23 protein-coding genes and 1 tRNA gene are annotated in these 21,077 nt (G+C 61.4%); 8 read left to right on the top strand and 16 right to left on the bottom strand.

The window, feature by feature from the left end:
- Positions 1–110: 110 nt before the first annotated feature.
- The 3 genes from rpoH to IE188_RS06400 form a co-directional block, all read right to left on the bottom strand.
- The gene (gene rpoH / locus IE188_RS06410; RefSeq protein ID WP_191285633.1) at positions 111–1,007 is read right to left on the bottom strand and encodes an RNA polymerase sigma factor RpoH; all 897 of its coding nucleotides are present in this window, start codon (positions 1,005–1,007) and stop codon (positions 111–113) included.
- Between the two features lie 182 nt (positions 1,008–1,189).
- The gene (cls, locus tag IE188_RS06405) at positions 1,190–2,635 is read right to left on the bottom strand and encodes a cardiolipin synthase (protein ID WP_191285632.1); all 1,446 of its coding nucleotides are present in this window, start codon (positions 2,633–2,635) and stop codon (positions 1,190–1,192) included.
- 23 nt (positions 2,636–2,658) lie between these two features.
- Complete coding sequence (locus tag IE188_RS06400) at positions 2,659–3,705, bottom strand: RluA family pseudouridine synthase (RefSeq protein ID WP_191285631.1); 1,047 nt, start codon at positions 3,703–3,705, stop codon at positions 2,659–2,661.
- Between IE188_RS06400 and IE188_RS06395 the strand changes: the two genes are divergently transcribed.
- Complete coding sequence (locus tag IE188_RS06395; RefSeq protein ID WP_229836566.1) at positions 3,704–4,039, top strand: DUF6476 family protein; 336 nt, start codon at positions 3,704–3,706, stop codon at positions 4,037–4,039. The two genes, IE188_RS06400 and IE188_RS06395, sit on opposite strands and share 2 nt — an antisense overlap.
- A gap of 107 nt (positions 4,040–4,146) precedes the next feature.
- Positions 4,147–4,974 (top strand): hypothetical protein, encoded by an 828-nt coding sequence (locus IE188_RS06390; RefSeq protein ID WP_191285630.1) that lies wholly within the window; start codon positions 4,147–4,149, stop codon positions 4,972–4,974.
- 80 nt (positions 4,975–5,054) lie between these two features.
- Here IE188_RS06390 and IE188_RS06385 read toward each other — a convergent pair.
- Positions 5,055–5,131 (bottom strand) — tRNA-His (locus IE188_RS06385).
- Positions 5,132–5,237: 106 nt separating this feature from the next.
- On the opposite strand from IE188_RS06385, the gene IE188_RS06380 reads away from it, so the two are divergent.
- The gene (locus tag IE188_RS06380; protein ID WP_191285629.1) at positions 5,238–5,447 is read left to right on the top strand and encodes a DUF6324 family protein; all 210 of its coding nucleotides are present in this window, start codon (positions 5,238–5,240) and stop codon (positions 5,445–5,447) included.
- 82 nt (positions 5,448–5,529) lie between these two features.
- Here the strand turns inward: IE188_RS06380 and IE188_RS06375 are convergent, their stop codons facing one another.
- Positions 5,530–5,988, bottom strand: a complete 459-nt coding sequence (locus tag IE188_RS06375) for an MmcB family DNA repair protein (RefSeq protein WP_191285628.1) — start codon at positions 5,986–5,988, stop codon at positions 5,530–5,532.
- A 390-nt stretch (positions 5,989–6,378) separates the two neighbouring features.
- Here IE188_RS06375 and IE188_RS06370 point away from each other — a divergent pair, with 390 nt between their 5' ends.
- Positions 6,379–7,518: a PQQ-dependent sugar dehydrogenase gene (locus IE188_RS06370; protein ID WP_191285627.1), complete on the top strand. Its 1,140-nt coding sequence runs from the start codon at positions 6,379–6,381 to the stop codon at positions 7,516–7,518.
- An 18-nt stretch (positions 7,519–7,536) separates the two neighbouring features.
- On the opposite strand, the gene IE188_RS06365 is transcribed toward IE188_RS06370, so the two are convergent.
- The gene (locus IE188_RS06365; RefSeq protein ID WP_191285626.1) at positions 7,537–8,007 is read right to left on the bottom strand and encodes a hypothetical protein; all 471 of its coding nucleotides are present in this window, start codon (positions 8,005–8,007) and stop codon (positions 7,537–7,539) included.
- Positions 8,008–8,244: 237 nt separating this feature from the next.
- Between IE188_RS06365 and IE188_RS06360 the strand changes: the two genes are divergently transcribed.
- Entirely contained in the window at positions 8,245–8,682 is a 438-nt protein-coding gene (locus tag IE188_RS06360) for a c-type cytochrome (RefSeq protein ID WP_229836563.1), read from the top strand.
- 46 nt (positions 8,683–8,728) lie between these two features.
- On the opposite strand, the gene IE188_RS06355 is transcribed toward IE188_RS06360, so the two are convergent.
- The 8 genes from IE188_RS06355 to IE188_RS06320 all read right to left on the bottom strand — a co-directional run bounded on the left by IE188_RS06355 (position 8,729) and on the right by IE188_RS06320 (position 14,624).
- Positions 8,729–9,526: a DUF6782 family putative metallopeptidase gene (locus IE188_RS06355; protein WP_191285625.1), complete on the bottom strand. Its 798-nt coding sequence runs from the start codon at positions 9,524–9,526 to the stop codon at positions 8,729–8,731.
- A 79-nt stretch (positions 9,527–9,605) separates the two neighbouring features.
- On the bottom strand, positions 9,606–9,908 hold the full coding sequence (locus tag IE188_RS06350; RefSeq protein WP_191285624.1) for a hypothetical protein: 303 nt from the start codon (positions 9,906–9,908) through the stop codon (positions 9,606–9,608).
- Positions 9,909–10,054: 146 nt separating this feature from the next.
- A complete protein-coding gene (gene nusB / locus IE188_RS06345) occupies positions 10,055–10,522 on the bottom strand; it encodes a transcription antitermination factor NusB (RefSeq protein ID WP_191285623.1) in 468 nt (155 codons plus the stop codon).
- Complete coding sequence (locus IE188_RS06340; protein ID WP_191285622.1) at positions 10,519–11,070, bottom strand: 6,7-dimethyl-8-ribityllumazine synthase; 552 nt, start codon at positions 11,068–11,070, stop codon at positions 10,519–10,521. The genes nusB and IE188_RS06340 overlap by 4 nt, the downstream gene beginning before the upstream one ends.
- A 3-nt stretch (positions 11,071–11,073) precedes the next feature.
- Complete coding sequence (gene ribB, locus IE188_RS06335; RefSeq protein WP_191285621.1) at positions 11,074–12,207, bottom strand: 3,4-dihydroxy-2-butanone-4-phosphate synthase; 1,134 nt, start codon at positions 12,205–12,207, stop codon at positions 11,074–11,076.
- A gap of 80 nt (positions 12,208–12,287) precedes the next feature.
- Entirely contained in the window at positions 12,288–12,926 is a 639-nt protein-coding gene (locus IE188_RS06330; protein ID WP_191285620.1) for an NYN domain-containing protein, read from the bottom strand.
- A 64-nt stretch (positions 12,927–12,990) separates the two neighbouring features.
- On the bottom strand, positions 12,991–13,956 hold the full coding sequence (locus IE188_RS06325; RefSeq protein WP_191285619.1) for an MBL fold metallo-hydrolase: 966 nt from the start codon (positions 13,954–13,956) through the stop codon (positions 12,991–12,993).
- Between the two features lie 80 nt (positions 13,957–14,036).
- A complete protein-coding gene (locus IE188_RS06320; RefSeq protein WP_191285618.1) occupies positions 14,037–14,624 on the bottom strand; it encodes a riboflavin synthase in 588 nt (195 codons plus the stop codon).
- Between the two features lie 238 nt (positions 14,625–14,862).
- Between IE188_RS06320 and IE188_RS06315 the strand changes: the two genes are divergently transcribed.
- The 3 genes from IE188_RS06315 (at position 14,863) to IE188_RS06305 (ending at position 19,455) form a co-directional block, all read left to right on the top strand.
- Complete coding sequence (locus IE188_RS06315) at positions 14,863–16,146, top strand: capsule biosynthesis protein (RefSeq protein WP_229836561.1); 1,284 nt, start codon at positions 14,863–14,865, stop codon at positions 16,144–16,146.
- A gap of 92 nt (positions 16,147–16,238) precedes the next feature.
- Positions 16,239–17,381, top strand: coding sequence for a polysaccharide biosynthesis/export family protein (locus tag IE188_RS06310; RefSeq protein WP_191285616.1), 1,143 nt, complete (start codon positions 16,239–16,241; stop codon positions 17,379–17,381).
- A gap of 13 nt (positions 17,382–17,394) precedes the next feature.
- The gene (locus IE188_RS06305; protein WP_191285615.1) at positions 17,395–19,455 is read left to right on the top strand and encodes a capsular polysaccharide biosynthesis protein; all 2,061 of its coding nucleotides are present in this window, start codon (positions 17,395–17,397) and stop codon (positions 19,453–19,455) included.
- Here the strand turns inward: IE188_RS06305 and ribD are convergent.
- Positions 19,440–20,540, bottom strand: coding sequence for a bifunctional diaminohydroxyphosphoribosylaminopyrimidine deaminase/5-amino-6-(5-phosphoribosylamino)uracil reductase RibD (ribD, locus tag IE188_RS06300; protein ID WP_229836559.1), 1,101 nt, complete (start codon positions 20,538–20,540; stop codon positions 19,440–19,442). The two genes, IE188_RS06305 and ribD, sit on opposite strands and share 16 nt — an antisense overlap.
- On the bottom strand, positions 20,537–21,007 hold the full coding sequence (gene nrdR / locus IE188_RS06295) for a transcriptional regulator NrdR (RefSeq protein ID WP_091429505.1): 471 nt from the start codon (positions 21,005–21,007) through the stop codon (positions 20,537–20,539). The genes ribD and nrdR overlap by 4 nt, the downstream gene beginning before the upstream one ends.
- Between the last annotated feature and the right edge of the window lie 70 nt (positions 21,008–21,077).

Raw genomic sequence — 21,077 nt, 5'->3', positions numbered from 1 at the left:
GCCCCTGCGACGTGATGCCCTGACAAAAAAGATGACCGACCCAGCCTATCGCGGGTCGGTCCGGTGGTAAACATTGCGGCAGACACCGCACGGGCGCAGTCAGGGCCGGATCAGGCCTCTTCCAGCAGTCCTTTTTCCGCTGCCAGTTCCTGCATCCGTTTTTGCAGCTTTTCGAATGCCCGCACTTCGATCTGGCGGATGCGTTCGCGGCTGACGTCATAGACGCCGGACAGTTCTTCCAGCGTCACCGGCTTGTCCTGCAGACGGCGCTGGGTCAGGATGTCTTTTTCGCGCTCGTTCAGCACGTCCATGGCTTTCGCCAGCAATTCGCGCCGGACCTGCAATTCATCCTGTTCGGCATAGTCGCTGGCCTGATCGGCGTCTTCGTCTTCCAGCCAATCCTGCCACTGCATCGACCCTTCGCCATCGGCAGACACGGTGGCGTTCAGTGACGCATCCCCGCCCGACAGCCGCCGGTTCATCGAGATCACCTCGTCTTCAGTGACATTCAGGTCATTGGCGATCCGTGCCACGTTTTCCGGGCGCAGATCGCCCTCTTCCAGCGCACCGATGCGCGCCTTGGCCTTGCGCAGGTTGAAAAACAGCTTCTTCTGCGCCGAGGTTGTGCCCAGTTTCACCAAAGACCACGACCGCAGGATATATTCTTGGATCGAGGCACGGATCCACCACATGGCATAGGTCGCCAGGCGGAACCCTTTTTCCGGGTCGAAGCGTTTCACCGCCTGCATCAGGCCGACATTCGCCTCGGAAATCACCTCGGCCTGCGGCAAACCATAGCCGCGATAGCCCATGGCGATCTTGGCTGCCAGCCGCAGGTGGGAATTGACCATCTGGTGCGCCGCTTCGCGATCCTGATGATCCACCCAGCGTTTGGCCAGCATGTATTCTTCTTCCGGCTCGAGCATCGGAAACTTCCGAATTTCCTGAAGATAGCGGTTCAAGCCACCTTCCGGCGTCGGGGCCGGCAAGTTTTTATAGTTGCTCATCTAGACCTACTCTCCCTCACTTTCCCGCAATGTTGCGAGGCTTAACATCAAGATAAGCCCGAACCCCGCGAAATCAAGCGAGCTATCAACATATTTCTTAATCCAGATATGATCCCCCGCCGGCAAAAAGGAAAGGGGATGACATGAAACCTCACAACCTCGTGCAGTAAGTTGCAGACAACTCAAAGAAGCGGAGACAACATGCCGATGCTGTTGATCAGGATGCGCCGTGGCACCGACCAGTTCACAACCGTATCCGCCTGCACCTGCAAGGACACATTGATGAAGGCTTCCTGCTTCTGGCATAGTTCGGACACCACATCAGGATCGACCAGCATCATACTGTTTTCATAGTTCAAATCAAAGCTTCGCTGGTCAAGGTTCGGCGACCCGACAAGGGCGGCGGTGCCATCGATGCTCAGGATCTTGGCATGCAACAGACCGGGTTGAAATTCATGGACCTCGACCCCGGATTTCAGCAGAGACCGATAGAAACTGCGCGAGGCAAAGGCAACGATCAGGCTGTCATTTGTGGCAGGCACATTCAACCGCACCCGCACCCCGCGCAGGGCGGCAGCACAGATCTGTTGGTGCAGCGCCTCGGACGGCACGTAATAGGGAGTGGTGATGATCACCTCGTGCTGGGCCGCGGCCAGCAGCATCTGCATCATGTCCGGCACCGCCTGAACGCTTTCGGTCGGTCCCGTGCCAGCCATCACCGCCGGGAAGCCCTCTTTCGGCACTTCGGGCACATGGTCAAGATACCGGGCAATGTCGTCACCGCCATTGACCATCCAGTCCGACACGAACAGCCGCTGTGCCTGCCAGGCCACCGGGCCGGTCACACGCAACATGACATCGACCCAGGGCGCGTATTTGGCCTTCACCCGAAACGCCGCATCCGCGCAGTTCTGGCTGCCCACATAGGTGGTGGCATGGTCGATCACCACGATCTTGCGGTGGTTGCGGATATCCAGCCTGCGGATAAACGCCGAAATCAGCGGAAACCGGAAGGCAAAGGCAACCACGGTATCAACGCCGCCCTCTTTCATCCGCGCCCATAGCGGATCGGACAACAACCGCCGCGATCCTAGCCCGTCGACGATCACCCGCACCTTGACCCCACGCCCCGCCGCGCGGATCAGCGCCTCGGCCACGCGGGTGCCATTGCCGTCCGCCAGCCAGATATAGAACAGGATATGCACATGATCCGTGGCGGCCTCGATATCGTCCACCAGCCAGTCCATGCTTTCGTTGCTGTCGGTCGTCACCCGCGCCCGATTGCCCGAAACCGGCTGAAACCCGTTCACCGACGCCGCGCGCGCAAACGCCTGTCGATACAAAAGGGGCAGGTTGGCCTGCGGCATATCCGCATCGGGCCGCCGGCGAAGCTCACGCCGTAAATCCTTGAGCTTCTTGTCTGATTTTCGATCGGCGCTGGTGTCGCCAAGAAAGAAATAGGCAATCACCCCCACCAGCGGCAGGGTCATGATCACCACGCTCCAGGCCAGCCGCGACGCGGGCGAGCGATGTTCTCGCGTGACCGCCCGCGCGATGGTCGCAAGGTCCACCGCGAACAGCAGGACAGCCCAGATGGCACCCCAGGATGCCCAGGAAAGGTTGGTCATGCTCGCCTCTTGCATCGCGACTGTCAGTGGGTCTGTGCACCCGCTCGCAGCGTATCGATCAGGGCCACCATATCTGCGGGCATCGGTGCGTCAAAGCGCAAGTTTTCACCGGTGACGGGATGGATGAACCCCAGCGTTGCCGCATGAAGTGCCTGGCGCGGGAAGGCGCGCGCCGCCTCGACCGCCTCTGCACCGATCGCCTTGACGTTCAACTTCCGCCGCCCGCCATAAATGGGATCACCGATCAACCCATGCCCCGCATGGGCCATATGCACTCGGATCTGATGGGTGCGCCCGGTTTCCAGCCAGCATTCTATCAGTGCCGCCTGCGCCGGGTCGCCGAATACCTCGACCGTGCGGACCCGCGTCACCGCGTGGCGCCCACCCGAGAACAGCACCGCCTGCTTCTGCCGATCCGTCTTGTGCCGCGCCAGTTGCGTGGTGATTTTCAGGATGTTGCCCGGCTCGAAACTGGTGCCCTTGATGCCGCCCAGACGCGGGTCGCCCTTGTCAGGCGCGCCATGGGTCACGGCATGATACCGACGCTCGACGCTGTGCGCCTCGAACTGCTTGGCCAGCCCGTGATGGGCCGCATCCGACTTGGCCACCACCAACAAACCCGAAGTATCCTTGTCGATGCGATGCACGATGCCCGGGCGTTTTTCCCCGCCAACACCGGACAATTCCCTCCCGAAATGATGCAAAAGCGCATTGACCAACGTGCCCGTCGGCGTGCCCGGTGCCGGATGAACCACCATGCCCGCCGGTTTGTTCACCACGATCAAATCAGCATCCTCATGGACAATCTCAAGCGGAATGTCTTCCGGCCCGATATGGCTTTCCTCGGCCTCGGGCACGTGAATTTCGAACACATCGCCCTCGGCCACCTTCGCGCGCGGGTCGTCCATCACCTTACCATCGCGCTGCACGGCCCCGTCAGCAATCAAGCGCGCCAGCCGCGACCGCGACAGGTTCGCTGCCTCTGGCACATCGCGCGCAATCGCCTTATCAAGACGCTTGGGCGGGTTCTCCGCGATGATCACCTCAATGATACGGTGCGAGGACGACATGAACGACACTCCTGAACAGGATCTGGACGCAGCCCTTGAAGGCAGCATCGGCACAGGCACCGTGCGATACCTGAAGACGCTGGTGACGGCAATGACGATTACGACGATCGTGGCGCTCGTCGTGCTGGTCACGGTCGTGGTGATGCGGTTCTCGCAAACCGCGCCCGAAACAAGCACATTACCCACCCTGCCCGACCAGATCACCCTGCCCGATGGCGCAACCGCCCAGGCCGTGACCTTCGGCCCGGACTGGATCGCGGTGGTGTCGGATGGCGACATCCTTATCTTTGACCGCACCAACGGCCAACTGACCAAGCGGGTCAAGATCAGGTAAAGCCTCGGCTTCATGCAGTCAGGCGTTGATTTCCCTGCGCTTATTCAACGATAGTGACTGCGCCCGCTCGCGCGCAGACCCGACATGAAAGACGCCACATCCACGCCATGACCACCGAAATCCTTCCAACAAACCCGCGCGTTTGGCGTTTCTTCGGCATTCCGCGATCTGGCAACCACGCTATAATCGAATGGTTCATGGGAAACATCGATATCGAGACAACCATCTTCCTGAACAATTGCCGCGAGGGCGATCCATTCACGGGGTTTTCGTATTGCAACTTCGTCCACAACGGCCATCTGCGCAAACATCGCGCCAATATCCATCGCGAAAAGAACCATCATTTCCACCGGCTGCTTGACAAGAGATCCTCCGCAACGGACCTGATCATCTCTTATGAGATCATGTCACCGCGACCCGAAGAACGGGCCCGGCTGCACGCTGAAAGCGGCATCAATGCTCAACCGACAGCCGATTTTCTGATCATAAGAAGCCCGCTCAATCTGATCGCTTCCAGTCTGACGAAACTGCGGAATGAAATCACGAGACCCCCAAGATTGAGAAAGTCGCTTGAACATCTGGAAGCCTGGCTGCCAGGCACCTATCAAGCCTATCTGCAAACGGCATCCGAAGATGATGTGCACCCGGTAATCTATGATCAATGGGGCGCCGATCAAACCTATCGCAAAGACATTCTGGAAAGCGTCGGGCTTGACCCAAAAAGACTGGATCTGGGCGCCATGACAACTGCCGGTGGCGGAAGTTCGTTTGATCGACAACAGGATGTCGACACCATTTCCAAATCGAAACGGTGGCCACGATACGTGGAAGACCCGGATTTTCGGCGCCTGGTTGCCGCGCTGCTCAATGCCGATACGGACGGCCTGATCAAAGCCTGGTTTCCCGACGACTGGACCGAAGCGCAAGACCTATGACGCCTTGATGCGCCTCTGCCAACGGCATTTCGCCAAGGACACTGGCAAGCAGATGCATGCTTCGGGTTGTCGCGAAAGAATGGTACCGACACCCCGGCTCGAACGGGGGACCTCTTGATCCACAATCAAGCGCTCTAACCTACTGAGCTATGTCGGCACGCAGGACGCATTTACCCGCCACGCGCGGGCATTGCAAGAGGTCGCCGCTTGAAAAATGCACGAAACGCCTCTAACCCCAAGGAGAGTTTTTCAGGAGAGAAGACATGGGCATCAACGACGAAAGCGACATCGACGCCAACCTTCAGATCGGCCCAACGTCGCTTGGGATGGTGCGGCTCTACGTCGAAGGCGGCGGGGTCGAACTGCCGATGGATTTCGAACCGGAAGAGGCCGAGGAAATCGCCGAAGAATTGCGCGTCGCCGCCCAGCAGGCCCGCGCCCTGGCCGACAGCGCCAAATCAAAAAAGAAATAACCGGCTTCTTCTGGCCAGAAATATCCTGGGGTAGCGTGAAATCCCGAAGGATTTCGCGCGCAGGGGCAACGCCCCTGTTACGTCAGATATTCACAAGCGCCGCGACGCCGGGGTCGCGAAACCCCTGCAGCCGGCGCGCCGCATGGGTGGCAAATTTCTGCACCATCACCTTGCGGCGGGCGGGCGGCAGTTTGTCCTCCGGCCCCATGCGCAGGATCTCGGCATCATACCCATCCGCGATGATCAGACCGGTCTCTTCGGGCAGAAGCTCGGTCGGGAAATCGGCGTCCACCGCCCAGAAATAGCGGTCACACCATTCCAAATAACCCTGCCATTTCTGATCCGACAGGAAATCCATCCGAGAGGACTTGCATTCGATCACCCAGATCTCGCCCTTGGGACCAAGCGCCATCACGTCCACCCGCAGCCCCCGCGTCGGCACCAGCTCTTCGACAGTGACGAACCCATGGCTTAGCATGTGGCGGCACACACCGCGCGCCAGCACCTGGCCGGGCATCAGGGTTTGATGTGGTAATTCCATGCGACAAGCATGAACATTTCGTGAACATTTTGTCAACCGCTTCACCAATCCTTCCGAACTCTCCCCTTGTAACGCCATTACGTGCCGCCTATCTAGGTCGAGGCGGCTTCTGCCCTTCTCGTCTCACGTGGGTACAATTCCAGTGGCCTTAAGCAATTCCGAGGGAGCTGGCTCTGTCCGGATCCTGGTCCGGTTACCCGGCGCCCACCTGTAAATACAGGTCCTCGGGAATTCAGACCCCGACGGATGCGTGCGGTTCCGCCACCTTTCCCCGCCTTTCTTTCCCGGTTTGTCGCACCGTCCCGGCGGCTCACATGGTTGTGTTCGCGGCATCATCTCCGTTTGTCCTAGACTGCCTGCACACCTGCAACCACGCCCGCCGGAGGTCCCATGAAACGCCTGACCCTTGCCCTGTTCCTGAACCTGTCCGCCCTGATCGCCCTGGCAACAACCGCCGTGGCCTTCACCACCGAAGGCAGCGCCGGCAGCACACTGACTGCGACCAAGATTGCCCAGTTCGATCGCCCCTGGGCGATGAGCTTCATCAGCAATTCAGAGCTTCTGGTCACCACCCGGCCAGGCAAACTGTTCCTGGTGACAACCGATGGCACACGGCGCGCCGTCCGCGGCGTGCCGCGCGTTGTCGTCGGGGGGCAGGGCGGGATGGGGGACGTCGTGCCACACCCCGATTTTGCCAAGAACGGGCTGATCTACCTGTCCTTTGTGGAAAGCCGGGATGGCGGGGTGACGCGCGGGGCCGCTGTGGTGCGCGGCACGCTTGTCCGGGGAAACCGCCCTGCCCTGACCAACCTGCAACGGATCTGGAGCCAGCATCCCCATCGGCCGGGGTCCGGCCATTTTTCCCACAAGATCGCTTTTGGCCCGAAAGGCTCAGCGCAGGCGGGCAAGCTGTTCATCACCTCGGGCGACCGGCAGGAGCAGACCCCGGCGCAGCGTTGGGACATGGCGCTTGGCAAGATCATCCGGCTGAACGATGATGGCTCAGTGCCGGGCAACAACCCGTTTCAAAACAAGGGCGACCTGGCAAAAAGCTTCTGGACCCTTGGCCACCGCAACCTTCTTGGCATTGCCTTTGACGCGAAGGGCCGCCTTTGGACGCACGAGATGGGGCCGCGCCATGGGGACGAATTGAACCTGATCAAGAAGGGCCGGAACTATGGCTGGCCTGTTGTGTCGATGGGCGACCATTACAGCGGAAAAGCGATCCCCGACCACGACACGCGCCCCGAGTTTGCCGCGCCAGCCGCCTTCTGGGTGCCCAGTATCGCACCATCCGGGCTGGCGATCTATGACGGCGATATGTTTCCTGACTGGCGGGGGGATGCCTTGATCGGAGGTCTGGTCAGCCGCGCGCTGATCCGCGTCAAGATAAATGGTGACACCGCGCGCGAGGTCGAACGCTTCAGCTGGGACCGCCGCCTGCGCGACGTCGAACAAGGTCCGGACGGGGCGCTTTGGGTCCTGGAGGACAGAAAAGGCGGACGGCTCCTGCGCCTGACGGCACCTTGAACGGCCCTTGCCCCGGTCTCAACCTTGCAACTCGCAACGATAGGGCACCCGTTCACCCGCCTTTGAGAACCAGGTTGCATCGCCCGTGCGGCGGTCGAGCGTGAATTTCCATTCATAGCTCAGATTGCTGCCTGTGCCCACGCCATGTTGCGCATTGAACCGCACCGCCTTGGGACCAGCAATCGCGGTCAGTTTGCCCAGTTGATGCTCATGCGCGGTTTTCCAATCCATGGTGACCGACACAAGCGCCGGAACCCCGGCATCATTCAACAGCCCCCATCCGCCATTCGGAGCACAAAAGGCCTCGCTTGGCAGCCGCTCGGACTGGATGCAGTGCATCGGGTCACCCAACGGATGTGGTGTCCATAATTGAATCACCAGTTCCTGACCCGTTTCTGTCCTGCAGGTGATCTCCTGTGCCTCTCCAACCGTTTGGCCAAGAACCGGAAAGGCAAGAATGAACGCCACCAGTTGAACCAAATATTTCATGACCTGTTGCCCGTTTCACGTAACTTTTTGCCTATCAGCTTTAAGTCTAAGGCAGATCTCTCCTCTCTTCCATGAGCCAGATCATGGTGAAAACACGGCGAGAGCTGCACAATCAATTCGTTCACCTGAAAGCGTATCGATCCGGGTGACACGATTTCTTCCTGGTCGGTTCTTTCAGACCAATCAAGGCCTTGTTACCGGGTTCAGGTGCAGGTCGATTATGATGGAGGTAATCCAATGTTTGAAAAAAAGTGTTTCAAGACACCGTTCAGAATGCTCGCATTTGTGAGTGGGCTGCTGGCCACGTCCAGCGTTTCGGCGGCCTTGGCTGAAGAGACTGCAATCGGGCTGAAAGAGTACACAAACTCCTGCATGGTATGTCACGGCGAAGATGGGACAGGCAACGGCGCAATGGCCGAAACCCTGACGGTGAAGCCAGCGGATCTGACCGTGATCGCCAAAAACAATGACGGGGTTTTCCCATTGCTGGAGGTGTTCCAGATTGTCGATGGCCGCACGCAGGTGCGCGGTCATGGCACAGATGCGATGCCGATCTGGGGATCGCGCTATTCAGAAGATATCGGCGACACCTATGGGCCATACGGGGCTGAGCAGGTCATTCGCGCGCGCCTGCTGGAGCTGGTGTTCTACATCCAGTCAATTCAGATGATGTAGCCAACCCTGCCCACAAGGCAGGGGCATGACAGTCGAGCTGGCACAATCACCGAAACCGGTCGTGCCAGTTCGCATCGCTGCAAGGATAGCGCTCGCCCCCCGGCATGATGCACAACTTCTTCAGAAAATCGTCTGGAAGCGTGGCGTAGCTGGGCAAAAGATGTCCGTCGTCTTGGCGATCCAGATAATCGCTGCAACTTGAGACATAGTAGCTGTTCCAGCGACCATCGGCGCGATACCATTGGGCAAAGGCTGCGGACACGGCATCGACGGGATCCAGGGTCGCAGACAAGCGCTGCTCGAAGATCGTGGCGATGTCACGCTGCATCGGCCAGGCCGCAAGAGCCGCCCAAGTGTCAGGTCGTCCCAACTTGGACAACCGCCACGCCGCCAATAGGCTGATCGCACTGGCATCAGCTTCGATCGCGGCAACGGCGCGCGCGTTTTCCTGCATAGAAACATCATTCGATGGGCAAAAGCCCCGCAGATATTGGTCCGCGTGGCGCAGTTCGTGCAACATGATACCCTGCATCAGCGGCGCGGGCATGTCACGGCGCAAATATATCGTGTTCGGCGCGCTGAGATATTCACCGATCGCGGCACTGGAATGGTCGACCAGACACAGGCTGGGTCTTAGCTGTGGTTGTGATGTCCATTGTGTGAACACAAGCTCGATCACCGGCTCAAGTTGCGAGATCATGCCCGCGATTACCATCTGATCCTTGGTTTCCGCCTGCATCTGGGTCGGTGCAAAGCAAGAGCGAGCGGGTTGAATGCCTTGGGCATGGCCCAAGGTGGGTACGACCACCAACATGGCGGCCAGAAATATCCGGAGTCCCGTCACGAAGCCCGTCCATCCTTCCTCCGGCCATTCAAGCAGGATCGACCGGATTGGACCAGCGTGATTGCGCGCCGGAATATGGTCAGCTGTTCCGCGACGTCGCTTCCACCGGCACCGGAATGGTGGTGGCGATCGGCTCGCGCTTGCCGCCTTTCGGTGTGTCGTCCTGCCCTATGCGCATGATGACGATGGCGAACTGGACGCCGGCGAACACGATGCCGTTGAACATGAACAGCATCAGGACCGCGATCCAGCCGATATCCGAGGTCGACACGAGGTGCCACAGGTTCCCGACATTGGTGTAAAGAAGCAGGGCGACGAAGGTTGCGGACAAGCCAAATCCGATCAGCACTTGCTTGATGTAAAGGCGGACGAGTCTTGGCATGGCGTTTCCTTTCCTGCTGCCCTTTCAATCTAGCGCAATCGGACGGAATTTAAAGGGGCAGACAGTCGCAGGTCACGGGTTGGCGTGCGCAGGTCTGGCAAGGCGCTGCCTCGGGGCGATGGAGCACAGAACCATCCTCAGCAGCGTCAAAACGCTTCGGGCTTCGCCTCGCGGGCCATGTGATCCAGAACCGCGTTGGCGAACTTGCCTTCGTCGCTTTCAGGGAAGAAGGCCTTGGTGATGTCGACAAATTCGGTGATCACCACCTTGGGCGGCGTGTCACCCTGGGTCAGCTCGGCCCCTGCTGCGCGAAACAGGGCGCGCAGGGTCGGGTCGATGCGCCCCAGGGGCCATTTGGCGACCAGCGCCCGGTCGGTCATCTGGTCGATCCTGGCCTGATGGTTCACCGCGTCCTCGACCAGCTTGCGAAACAGGCGGCTGTCACCTTCCGCCATGGTATAGGCATCGAACACCTCGCCAAAGCGGTGGTCCTCGAACTCGACCATCACGCGGTCCGCCGTCTGCCCCGCGGCTTCCATCTGAAACAAAGCCTGCACGGCGAACAGCCGGGCGGCGGATTTCATCTTTCGTTGCTGGTTGCCGGAAAGCGTCATGCTGTCGGGGTATCCTTCGTCTTGCCCGCAAGTTTTATGGAATCCGAGATCGACTTGAACCCGACACCTTTGCTTGCGCCGGCCCATTTGCGCGAAAGTGCGACCAGATGCAAGGCCGCAGCCGCCGCCCCACCGCCTTTATTTTGATCTTTCGTGTCTGCGCGCACCTCGGCCTGCTTGCGGTTTTCGACGGTCAGGATGCCGTTGCCGATGCACAACCCCTGCAGCCCCATCATCTGGATCGCGCGCGAGCTGTCGTTGCAGACAGTTTCATAATGCGTCGTCTCGCCCCGGATCACGCAGCCCAGCGCCACATAGCCGTCGAAATTCGACAGCCGGTCGGCCATGGCAATTGCCGTGGGCACTTCCAGCGCGCCGGGCACCTCGACCAGATCCCAGGTGCCGCCAGCCGCCTCGATCTCGGCCTTGGCCCCGGCGACCAGTTCGTCGGCGATGTCCTTGTAGTACGGCGCGACCACGATCAACAGCTTCACCGGTTTATCAAAATTCGGGCGGTCGAGCACGTAGTGCTGTTCGGCTTTGGCCATGGTTCAATCCTTCTGAATGGGGCGTGTGCCGGTGATGGACAGCCCATAGGCGTCCAGACCCACATAGCGGGTGTCGGGGCTGTCGGTCAAAAGCACCATATCGTGCAAGCCAAGCGCGGACAGGATCTGCGAGCCCAGCCCGATCTGGCGCACGGTACGCGGGCCATCGTCATCGTCGTTGGCGTGCAGCGTCTTGCGCGGCTCACGGAACAGGCAGACGACGCCCCGGCCTTCATCGGCGATGATCTGCATGGCGCGGGGCAACTCGTCGGCCGGGCGTGGGCCAAGACCCAGCACGTCCTGCGCTTCTTGCAGCGCATGGGTGCGCACCAAAACCGGGTCGGGCGTGGTGATATCGCCCTTGATCAGGACGACATGTTCGATTTCGTGGGTCAGGTCGGTGAAAATCCGCATCTCCCAATCGCCGCCATATTGCGAGGTGACACGCTCGCGCGAGGTTTCACGCACAAGATTGTCGTGGCGGCGACGATAGGCGATCAGATCGGAAATGGTCCCGATTTTGATGTTGTGTTTCCTGGCGATCTCGACCAGTTCCGGCAGCCGCGCCATGGTGCCGTCTTCGTTCATGATCTCGCAGATCACACCCGCAGGTGTACGTCCCGCAAGGCGCGAGATATCGACCGCAGCCTCTGTATGCCCCGCCCGCACCAACACGCCGCCATTGCGGGCGCGCAGGGGGAAGACGTGGCCGGGGGTGGCGATGTCCGCGGGGCCGTTCTCTGGGTCGATCGCAACCGCCACGGTCAGGGCGCGATCCGCGGCGGAAATCCCTGTGCTGACGCCTTCGCGTGCCTCGATCGAGGTGGTGAACGCGGTTTCATGGCGCGACGAGTTGTGCATCGACATCATCGGCAGGCCCAGCGCCTCGATCCGCGCAGCCTCCATCGGCAGGCAGATCAGGCCGCGTCCGTGGGTGGCCATGAAGTTAATCGCCTCGGCGGTACAGGCATCGGCGGGAATGACGAAATCGCCCTCGTTCTCGCGATCTTCGTGATCGACGAGGATATACATCCGCCCCGCGCGGGCTTCTTCGATGATCTCCTCGGCCGAGGCGATGGCATCGGACAGGCTGGCCTCGACCGGGCCGGGCGTTTCATATGTGCTGCGATCAGGCATGGCGCATTCCCCTCAGGTTCGCGCCCGTGACTAGCGCAGGCGGGATGCGTTTGCCAGTGCAAAGGCGGCGCCGGACGGTGCTAACGCGCCGTAATCCGGGTCTGCTGCGCCTCGCCGGTGATCTTGAACGTGTCGGGACGTTTTTCGAAATACTTGCGCCAGGTCTTTTCTTCCAGATCGGACAGGGTGACACCCAAAGCTGCACGCAAGGTGGGGCTGACGCGGCCAATCAGAAGCCCGTCTTTCTGCTTGCGCATTTCGGCCAGGATTTTCTGATCCATATCTTTCGGGTTAGAGTCGAGTGTCAGCCAACTGGAGCACGATTTGCGATAATTCACCGGCGCCTTCCCTTCGCCCATCCCGGCGACCACATGACCGCGTTCGCGCAGAAAGGTTGCAAGGTGTGAGAAATCACCATCCGAGCTGACCAGAACAATGGTGCGCACCTTTGCCTCAAAGCTCAACTCGGCAGCATCCAGCGCCAGCGCGATGTCGGCGGCGTTCTTGCCCAGCCCGGTGTGCACCAGCTTGATGCCCGGGGCCTCGTCCCAACCACGGATGCGGGCCGCGTTGCCATAGACACGCTTGACCAGCAATTCGCCAAACTTGCCCGCCTCGACAATGATCTTACCCGCCAGCGCGCTGGAGATGTTTTCGCCATCAATCAGCAGTGCGACCCTGTCGTCATCGGCAGGCGACCCTAAACCGTTATTGTACATACGCAATCCCTCTTTGCTTCATCATTGAAGCTAAGCATTGCTGTCCACCGATCAACCTCGGGTGTTAGAATTGCCACAACGCAGGCACGAACTCGAACGCCTCGCCCATGCGGCGCACATGGCCCACGCCGGGGAAGGGAAAGTGATAGCCCAGCATCGCGATCCGGTCGGATGCCGCCATGTCCAGTAGCTTGCGGCGGCTGGCAACTGTCATCTCGCCGTCGGTGTCGGTATCGTTGAACCAGTCGGGATGGGCAAAGTTGGTATAGGCATGGGTCAGCGCGTCACCCGTGGCGATCAGCTGCTGCCCGCCGCTGTCGATCATAACCGACAAATGACCCGGCGTGTGGCCGGGACTGTCAAGCAGGGTCACACCCGGCACGACCTCGGCCCCGCCACCCACCAGCGTCCAGTCCAGCCCATCGGCGTTGATCGCATTCACGGCCCCCACGACGAATTGCTGACGTTCCGGTGTCACCTGATCCACCAGCCCGTCTTGCAACCAATAAGCCTGTTCGGCCTCGCCCATGATGTATTCCGCATCCGGGATGAGCGGTTCGTCAAAGTCGTCGCGGATGCCCCAGATATGATCCGGGTGCGCGTGGGTGATGACCACATGGGTGATGCCCATCGGGTCGATGCCGGCGGCCTCAAGATTGCCCATCAGACGCCCGGTCGTGTCCAGCCAACGTGTCCCCGACCCCACGTCGATCAGAACCCGTGCCTCTCCGATCTCGATATAAAGGTGGTTGGTGTGGGAATAGCCGCGCTCGGGATCAAGGAAGTGATCTTTCAGAAAGGCGATCTTCTCGTCCTCGGGCGCGTTCACCGCGAGCCCGCTGCCGGGCAGCGAGAAATAGCCGTCCGACACCACGGTCAGGCGCGCGTCGCCCAGCGTGAAGCTGAAATGCGCCGGGTTGCCAGCCGTCGGCGCCCCCAGCATGGCGCGCGCGGTGGCGGGCATGGCGAAGGCCGGTGCGATGGCGGCCAGACGCAGAAGGTCACGGCGGGTCGGGCGGATCAGGGTCATTGGTTGCTCCGTCTTGGGTCAGGCGTTCAGACGATCATATGCCCGCATCCGAATATGTCAAAGGGAACCCGCCGGGATGCTCACCCGTATTCCGCCAGCCGCGCCACATAGCGTGCCAGCGTGTCAATTTCCAGATTGACGCGGTCGCCCACTTTCGCGTGCCCCCAGTTCGTCACCTCTTTCGTGTGCGAGATCAGGTTGACGCCGAACACGTCGCCCTCCACCTCGTTCACGGTCAGGGATGTGCCGTTCAGCGCAACGGACCCCTTGGGCGCGATGAACCGCGCCAGATCAGCGGGCGCGCGGAACCGCACGCGCGTGCTGTCGCCCTCCTCCGTCATCGCGATGATCTCGGCCACACCATCCACATGACCCGACACGATATGTCCGCCCAGCTCGTCGCCGACCTTCAACGCCCGCTCAAGGTTGACCGTGTGACCGACCGTCCAAGCGCTAAGATTGGTTTTCGATACGGTTTCCGCCGAGATATCAACATCATACCAATCATCACCCAACGCCACCACGGTCAGGCACACGCCATCGGACGCGATCGAGGCGCCGATGTCGATGCTGCCCGTGTCATAGCCCGTCTTGATCCGCGCGTGCATGTCGCCCGACTGGCTCAGCGCCTCAATCCGGCCGATATCTGTGATGATCCCGGTGAACATGCTGGTTTCCTCCCGCTCATGTGGTGCCTCAGCCCTAGCGTGCGACAAAGGTATTGCCAAGATGTGACGACGCCTGACTGCCCAATCCGGTACAGCTTCAGGCCACACTTTTGCCCAAAGGCGAGGGTAACAGAATGGAAAGGTTCCCCTTCCCATATTAAACGGACCGGGGCAAAAGGGATTGAACCTCGCTTCACCCGCTACGCAGCGACGGAAAAAGATAGACAGGCAGTTCATGATGACCGGCCAGGACCGACATTTTCTGTTTCTACAAGGACCGCATGGCCCGTTCTTCTGGCAGTTGGGCCGGATGCTGCGGGCGGCCGGTGTGAAGGTCTGGCGCGTTGGGTTCAACATGGGCGACCAGGTGTTCTGGCGCGATCCCGCGAGCTTCATCCCTTTCACTGAACCGCACGAAGCATGGCCCGACCGGTTCACCCGCCTGCTGGACGACCACGCCATCACCGATATTGTGCTCTATGGCGACACCCGGTCGATCCATGCCAACGCGGTCAGGATCGCCAAAGCGCGCGGGTTGTGCATCCACGTGTTTGAAGAAGGCTATCTGCGCCCCTATTGGGTGACGTATGAACGGGACGGCTCGAATGGTAACTCACGTCTGATGCAAACCAGCGTCGCACAGATGCGCGATACCCTTGCCCATGCCGAGCTTGATATCCCCGAAGCACCCGCCCATTGGGGCGATATGCGTCACCATGTATTCTATGGTGCCCTGTATCATTGGTTCGTGATGTTCACCAACCGCCGTTATCCCCACTTCCGGCCGCATCGGGCGGTGAGTGTGGGGCACGAGTTGAACCTCTATCTGAAGCGGCTTCTGCTGATGCCGTTTCTCGCCGCTGATCGCATTGCCGCGACCCTGCGGATCAAGTATGGCGGCTTCCCCTATCATCTGGCGCTGCTTCAGCTTGAGCATGACTCGAGCTTCCAAAATCACAGCCCTTTCAATACGATGACTGAGTTTCTTGAGGTGGTGATCAAAGGGTTCGCCACCGGTGCGCCGCGCCATCACCATCTTGTTTTCAAAGCCCACCCGCTGGAGGACGGGCGTGTGCCGCAGCGCCGCGAAATCCGGCGGCTGGCGCAAATCCATGGCGTCGCCGACCGGGTGCATTATGTGCGCGGTGGCAAGCTGGCCCGGCTTCTGGACCACGCCCGATCCGCGATGACCGTAAACTCCACCGCTGCCCAGCAGGTCTTGTGGCGCGGATTGCCGCTAAGGGTGTTCGGCACGGCAGTTTTTGACAAACCCGAATTTACCTCGACCCAGTCGGTCGAAGAGTTTTTTGCCCTGCCAACCCGCCCCGACAGCCGTGCCTATCGCGACTATCGCCACTATCTGCTGGAAACAAGCCAGGTCACCGGCAGCTTCTACGCAGCACGGGGGCGACGGCAGCTTTTGCGGCAAGTGGTGGACATGATGCTGGCCGCCGATGACCCCTATCAGGCGCTGGAGCGTGGGACAGCGGCACCAAGGCAACAGTTGCGGGTTGTAAAATAGCGCGACACGGGCGAAACGCTGGATAAAACACGCGCGCCCGACTAGGGTCGCGCCAAATCCCTATCGGCCAACGCCCAGAAGGAGCACGCAGAGTGTCAGTCACCGGAAAGAAATGGGTCCGCGCCGCGGCCCTTTGTGCATTGGTTCTGTCCGTTGGCGCCTGTGGATTGCCGCGCAGCGGCCCGAACAAATCCGAACTGCTTGCCAAGACTGACCAGCCGTTGAATGACTCCATTGTCGTTCTGGTCAACGATCACGTGAACCGGGCCACCGCCGTCACGCCGCCGCTGGGGTTCAGCAAGGCCTTTGCCAATGCCCCGCTTGTCGGGTCAGACACCATTCAGCCAGGTGACACGCTGGGCATCTCAATCTGGGAAAATGTCGACACCGGCATCCTGACCACCGCTGGCGCCCCCGCTTCTCTGGAGGAAGTGCAAGTGGATGGGTCGGGCTTCATCTTCATTCCCTATGCAGGCCGTATCAAGGCCGCAGGCAACTCGCCCGAGGCGATCCGCCGAATCATCACCCGCAAACTGGCCGAACAGACCCCGGACCCGCAGGTGCTGGTGCGGCGTCTGGCCGGTGACGGGTCCACCGTCACGATCACGGGCGCGGTCGGCGGTCAGGGCGTCTATCCCATCGAGCGGCCCACGCGGACGCTGAACGCCATGCTGGCGCGCGCCGGTGGCATCGCCATTTCGCCCGAGATTGCCAAGATCCGGGTCAACCGTGGCAACCAGACCGGCGAAGTCTGGTTCCAGGATCTTTTTGAACATCCCGAAACCAACATCGCCCTGCGCGGCGGCGACCGCATTCTGGTCGAAGAGGACACAAGGTCCTACACCGCCATCGGCGCCACCGGCGGCCAAAGCCGTGTCCGGTTCGAGACGCAAAACCTGTCGGCGATGGAAGCTCTGGCGCAGGTTGGTGGCCTGTCGGGGTCGTCCGCCGACCCCAAGGGGATCTTCATCCTGCGCGATGAAACCGCCGAAATTGCCAACAAGGTGCTTGGCCGGTCCGACATACGCGGATCGCAGCGCATGGTCTATGTGCTGAACCTGACCGAGCCCAATGGCATGTTCAAGGCGCGTGATTTCGTGATCCGCGATGGCGACACAATCTACGTGACCGAAGCGCCTTATGTCCAGTGGACCAAGCTTTTGTCCGCTCTGACCGGGTCGCTGGCCACGGCCGGGTCGATTTCGTCGCTGAACCAATCGCTGTCCGACAGTTGAACCAGAGGGCATGATGGCCCGATCATCAGACCACCAAAAAGCCGCCGGGGATCATCCTTCCCGGCGGCTTTATGTTTATAATGGCGGCTTCCTGACCCAACCGCGCATCCGTCGCATTCTGGCGCTGGCAGGGTGGGAGGTGCGGCTGGGTCTGCCGGGCGATGGCGACTGTATCGGCATCTGGGGCAAAAGCCCCACCGCACCGCGCGGCGAAGCGGTGGCCGCGCGCCGGGACACCCCGCTGATCCGGGTCGAGGATGCGTTTCTGCGTTCGGTCCTGACGGGGCGGTCGGGCGAGGCGCCATTGGGTCTTCTGATCGACGATATGGGCGTGCATTTCGACAGCGCGCAGCCCTCGCGGCTGGAACATATCCTGGCCTCGGACCCGCTGGATCACAGCGACACCCTGCGCCGGGCGCGCGACGCGATGGACCGGATGCGGCAAGCGCATCTGTCGAAGTACAACGCCTTCGATCCCGCCCTTCCCGTGCCGGACGCGCCCTATGTGCTGGTGATCGACCAGACGCGCGGCGATGCCTCGATTACCCATGCGGGCGCGTCTGAAAACACGTTTCGCGACATGTTGGTTGCCGCCCGGCTGAACCACCCCGACGCGCGAATCTTTGTCAAAACCCATCCAGAAACCTCGCTGGGCCATCGTCCCGGCCACTACGGCCCCGAGGATGAAAACGATCAGGTCCGCCTGATCACTGCCCCGGTCAGCCCCTGGGCACTGCTGGAAGGGGCGCAGGCGGTCTATACCGTCAGCTCCGGCATGGGGTTCGAGGCGATCGTGGCAGGCCACAAGCCGCATGTGTTCGGCCAGCCTTTCTATGCCGGCTGGGGGCTGACCTTCGACGACCGCCCGGTGGATCGGCGCACGCGCACCCTGACACGCACACAGCTTTTCATGGGGGCGATGATCCTCTACCCCACCTGGTATGACCCCTATCGCGATGAGCTGTGCGAGATCGAAACCGTGCTGGACACGCTGGAAGCCCGCGCCCGCGCCTGGCGCGAGGATCACAACGGCTATGTCGCCAGTGGCATGCGCCTGTGGAAACGCCGCCCACTGACGCGGTTCTTCGCCAGTGGCCCGGCAATGATTTTCGATGACAATCCCGCCCGCGCAGCCAAGGGTGCAGACGATGTGGACCGTCCGTTGATGGTCTGGGCCGGGAAGGAACAGCCGGAACACCAAACCCACGCCCCCCTTCTGCGGATCGAGGACGGGTTTCTGCGCTCGCGCGGGCTGGGCGCGGACCTCGTGCCACCGATGTCACTGGTGCGCGATGATCTGGGCATCTACTACGACCCCACCCGGGAAAGTCGTTTGGAACACCTGATCGCCGCCTCACCCACCCTGCCCGACCACGCCCGTGACCGGGCCGAACGGCTGATCGCGCGGCTGACGGCAACCGGGCTTGGCAAATACAACCTCGACCGCCCCCTGCCCGATGGGCTTGCAGACCTGCCGGATGGGCGGCGCATTCTGGTGCCGGGTCAGGTTGAAGATGACGCCTCGATCCGGTTGGGCACGGATGCCGTCGCCACCAATCTGGCGCTGCTGGAACGGACCCGCGCGGAGAATCCCGATGCCGTTATCATCTATAAGCCCCACCCGGATGTGGAAGCCGGGCTGCGTGCAGGTGCTGTTCCGCCCGACCAGACCCGCGCCCTTGCCAATCTGGTAGCTGACAACGCCGACCCTATCGGCCTGATCAACGCGGTGGACGAGGTGTGGACCATGACCTCGACATTAGGGTTCGAGGCGCTTATCCGCGGTCGCTGCGTCACCTGCCTTGGCGCGCCCTTCTATGCCGGTTGGGGGCTGACCCGCGACCTGGGAGACATCCCCGACCGCCGCACCGCGCGACCCGACCTGATTGCCCTGACCCATGCTGTGTTGATAGACTACCCGCGCTACCACGACCCCGTGACCGGCACCGCCTGCCCGGTCGAGGTTGTGGTGGAGCGTCTTGCCAACGGTGTCGCGCCGAAGATGGCACCCGGCACGCGCATCCTGTCGAAATTGCAGGGGCTGTTTGCCAGCTACGCCTATCTTTGGCGTTGACGCCAACGATGCAGGATATCGCCGCCAATCACCCGCGCCTCGACCAGATCGAAACGCGGCGCCTCGGCCAACCGTCCCAGTCCCATGGCGGCGAGGGACGGTCGCCCCTCGGCCCCAAGAGCAACCCCGGCGGTATAGCCCACAAGCTCGTCCACCAGCCCCGCCACCAGAAGCGAGGCCGCAAGGCCGCCACCCCCTTCGCAATAGACGCGGGTCAGGCCACGGTCGCCCAAGGCGTGCAACACCGCCGCCGGGTCCAGCGCGCCTTGCATGTCATCCACCGCAATCATCTCGGCCCCGACGCCTGCCCAGGCTGACACGAGTTCAGGCGCGGCACGGTGGCCGTGACAAATCCAGACCGGGATATCGCGCGCGGTGCGGGCCAATTGACTGTCTAGCGGCAGGTCCAGATGGCGCGACAGGATCACGCGGATCGGTTGGTGTTCGACGCCCAGCCCGCGCACGGTCAGCGACGGGTCATCGGCCCGCGCGGTGCCCGCCCCGATCATCACCGCATCATGGGTGGCGCGCATTGCGTGAACATGACGGCGCGCCTCGGCCCCGGTGATCCACTGGCTGTCGCCCGAGGCCGTGGCGATCCGCCCGTCAAACGAACTGGCCAGCTTCAGCGTGACCATCGGCCGGCCGCGCGTGACCCGCGACAGAAAGCCCGCCAGATCGGCGCGCGCCTCGTCGGCGCACAGGCCGGTGTCAACAACAATCCCGGCAGCGTGCAGCATGGCAATGCCGCCGCCATCCACGCGCGGGTCCGGGTCACCAAGGGCGATCACCACCCTTGCGATGCCCGCATTAATCAACGCGGCGGCACAGGGGGGCGTATGTCCGTGATGGGCGCAAGGCTCCAACGTGACGTAAGCGGTCGCGCCGCGCGATGCCGCGCCGGCCTGCGCCAGCGCCACGGTTTCCGCATGAGGGCGTCCGCCCGGCTGGGTCCAGCCCCGCCCAACAATCCGACCATCCCGCACGATCACGCAGCCCACCGCTGGGTTCGGCGCACATCGCCCCAGCCCCCGCCGCCCAAGCGACAGGGCCAGACGCATGAAGCGTGTATCAGATTGGGTCACTCGTCCTCTGGTGCCACGTCCGGACGCAGCTCGCTGACGAATTTGTCGAAATCATCCGCCGCCTGGAAGTTCTTGTAAACACTGGCAAAACGCACATAAGCCACGGTGTCGATCCGGGCCAGGCTTTCCATCACGATCTCGCCGATCGTCTTGGATGGAATATCCGTCTCGCCCATGCTCTCCAACCGCCGCACGATGCCCGAGATCATCTGGTCGATGCGTTCGGGCTCCACCGGGCGCTTCTGCATCGAAATGCGGATTGAACGTTCCAGCTTCTCGCGGTCGAAATCCTCGCGCCGCCCATTGGATTTCACCACGACAAGATCGCGCAACTGCACCCGTTCATAGGTGGTGAACCGCCCCCCACAGGCCGGGCAAAACCGACGCCTGCGAATGGCAACGTGGTCTTCGGCCGGGCGGCTGTCTTTTACCTGAGTATCAATATTTCCGCAAAACGGGCAGCGCATCGGCCTTCCTCTTCTCTCAATCACCTCGGTTATTTGGGTCTTTCGCCCAGTTATCCACAGGCACTATAGG

The sequence above is a fragment of the Aliiroseovarius zhejiangensis genome (assembly GCF_014656375.1).
Lineage (GTDB): Bacteria > Pseudomonadota > Alphaproteobacteria > Rhodobacterales > Rhodobacteraceae > Aliiroseovarius > Aliiroseovarius zhejiangensis.
This window is presented reverse-complemented; position numbering and strand designations above follow the sequence as displayed.

Bases quoted from the DNA above. Each gene is read 5' to 3' on its own strand.
- rpoH (WP_191285633.1), bottom strand. From the start codon at position 1,007: ATGAGCAACTATAAAAACTTGCCGGCCCCGACGCCGGAAGGTGGCTTG.
- cls (WP_191285632.1), bottom strand. From the start codon at position 2,635: ATGACCAACCTTTCCTGGGCATCCTGGGGTGCCATCTGGGCTGTCCTG.
- IE188_RS06395 (WP_229836566.1), top strand. From the start codon at position 3,704: ATGAACGACACTCCTGAACAGGATCTGGACGCAGCCCTTGAAGGCAGC.
- IE188_RS06400 (WP_191285631.1), bottom strand. From the start codon at position 3,705: ATGTCGTCCTCGCACCGTATCATTGAGGTGATCATCGCGGAGAACCCG.
- IE188_RS06390 (WP_191285630.1), top strand. From the start codon at position 4,147: ATGACCACCGAAATCCTTCCAACAAACCCGCGCGTTTGGCGTTTCTTC.
- IE188_RS06380 (WP_191285629.1), top strand. From the start codon at position 5,238: ATGGGCATCAACGACGAAAGCGACATCGACGCCAACCTTCAGATCGGC.
- IE188_RS06375 (WP_191285628.1), bottom strand. From the start codon at position 5,988: ATGGAATTACCACATCAAACCCTGATGCCCGGCCAGGTGCTGGCGCGC.
- IE188_RS06370 (WP_191285627.1), top strand. From the start codon at position 6,379: ATGAAACGCCTGACCCTTGCCCTGTTCCTGAACCTGTCCGCCCTGATC.
- IE188_RS06365 (WP_191285626.1), bottom strand. From the start codon at position 8,007: ATGAAATATTTGGTTCAACTGGTGGCGTTCATTCTTGCCTTTCCGGTT.
- IE188_RS06360 (WP_229836563.1), top strand. From the start codon at position 8,245: ATGTTTGAAAAAAAGTGTTTCAAGACACCGTTCAGAATGCTCGCATTT.
- IE188_RS06350 (WP_191285624.1), bottom strand. From the start codon at position 9,908: ATGCCAAGACTCGTCCGCCTTTACATCAAGCAAGTGCTGATCGGATTT.
- nusB (WP_191285623.1), bottom strand. From the start codon at position 10,522: ATGACGCTTTCCGGCAACCAGCAACGAAAGATGAAATCCGCCGCCCGG.
- IE188_RS06340 (WP_191285622.1), bottom strand. From the start codon at position 11,070: ATGGCCAAAGCCGAACAGCACTACGTGCTCGACCGCCCGAATTTTGAT.
- ribB (WP_191285621.1), bottom strand. From the start codon at position 12,207: ATGCCTGATCGCAGCACATATGAAACGCCCGGCCCGGTCGAGGCCAGC.
- IE188_RS06330 (WP_191285620.1), bottom strand. From the start codon at position 12,926: ATGTACAATAACGGTTTAGGGTCGCCTGCCGATGACGACAGGGTCGCA.
- IE188_RS06325 (WP_191285619.1), bottom strand. From the start codon at position 13,956: ATGACCCTGATCCGCCCGACCCGCCGTGACCTTCTGCGTCTGGCCGCC.
- IE188_RS06320 (WP_191285618.1), bottom strand. From the start codon at position 14,624: ATGTTCACCGGGATCATCACAGATATCGGCCGGATTGAGGCGCTGAGC.
- IE188_RS06315 (WP_229836561.1), top strand. From the start codon at position 14,863: ATGACCGGCCAGGACCGACATTTTCTGTTTCTACAAGGACCGCATGGC.
- IE188_RS06305 (WP_191285615.1), top strand. From the start codon at position 17,395: ATGGCCCGATCATCAGACCACCAAAAAGCCGCCGGGGATCATCCTTCC.
- nrdR (WP_091429505.1), bottom strand. From the start codon at position 21,007: ATGCGCTGCCCGTTTTGCGGAAATATTGATACTCAGGTAAAAGACAGC.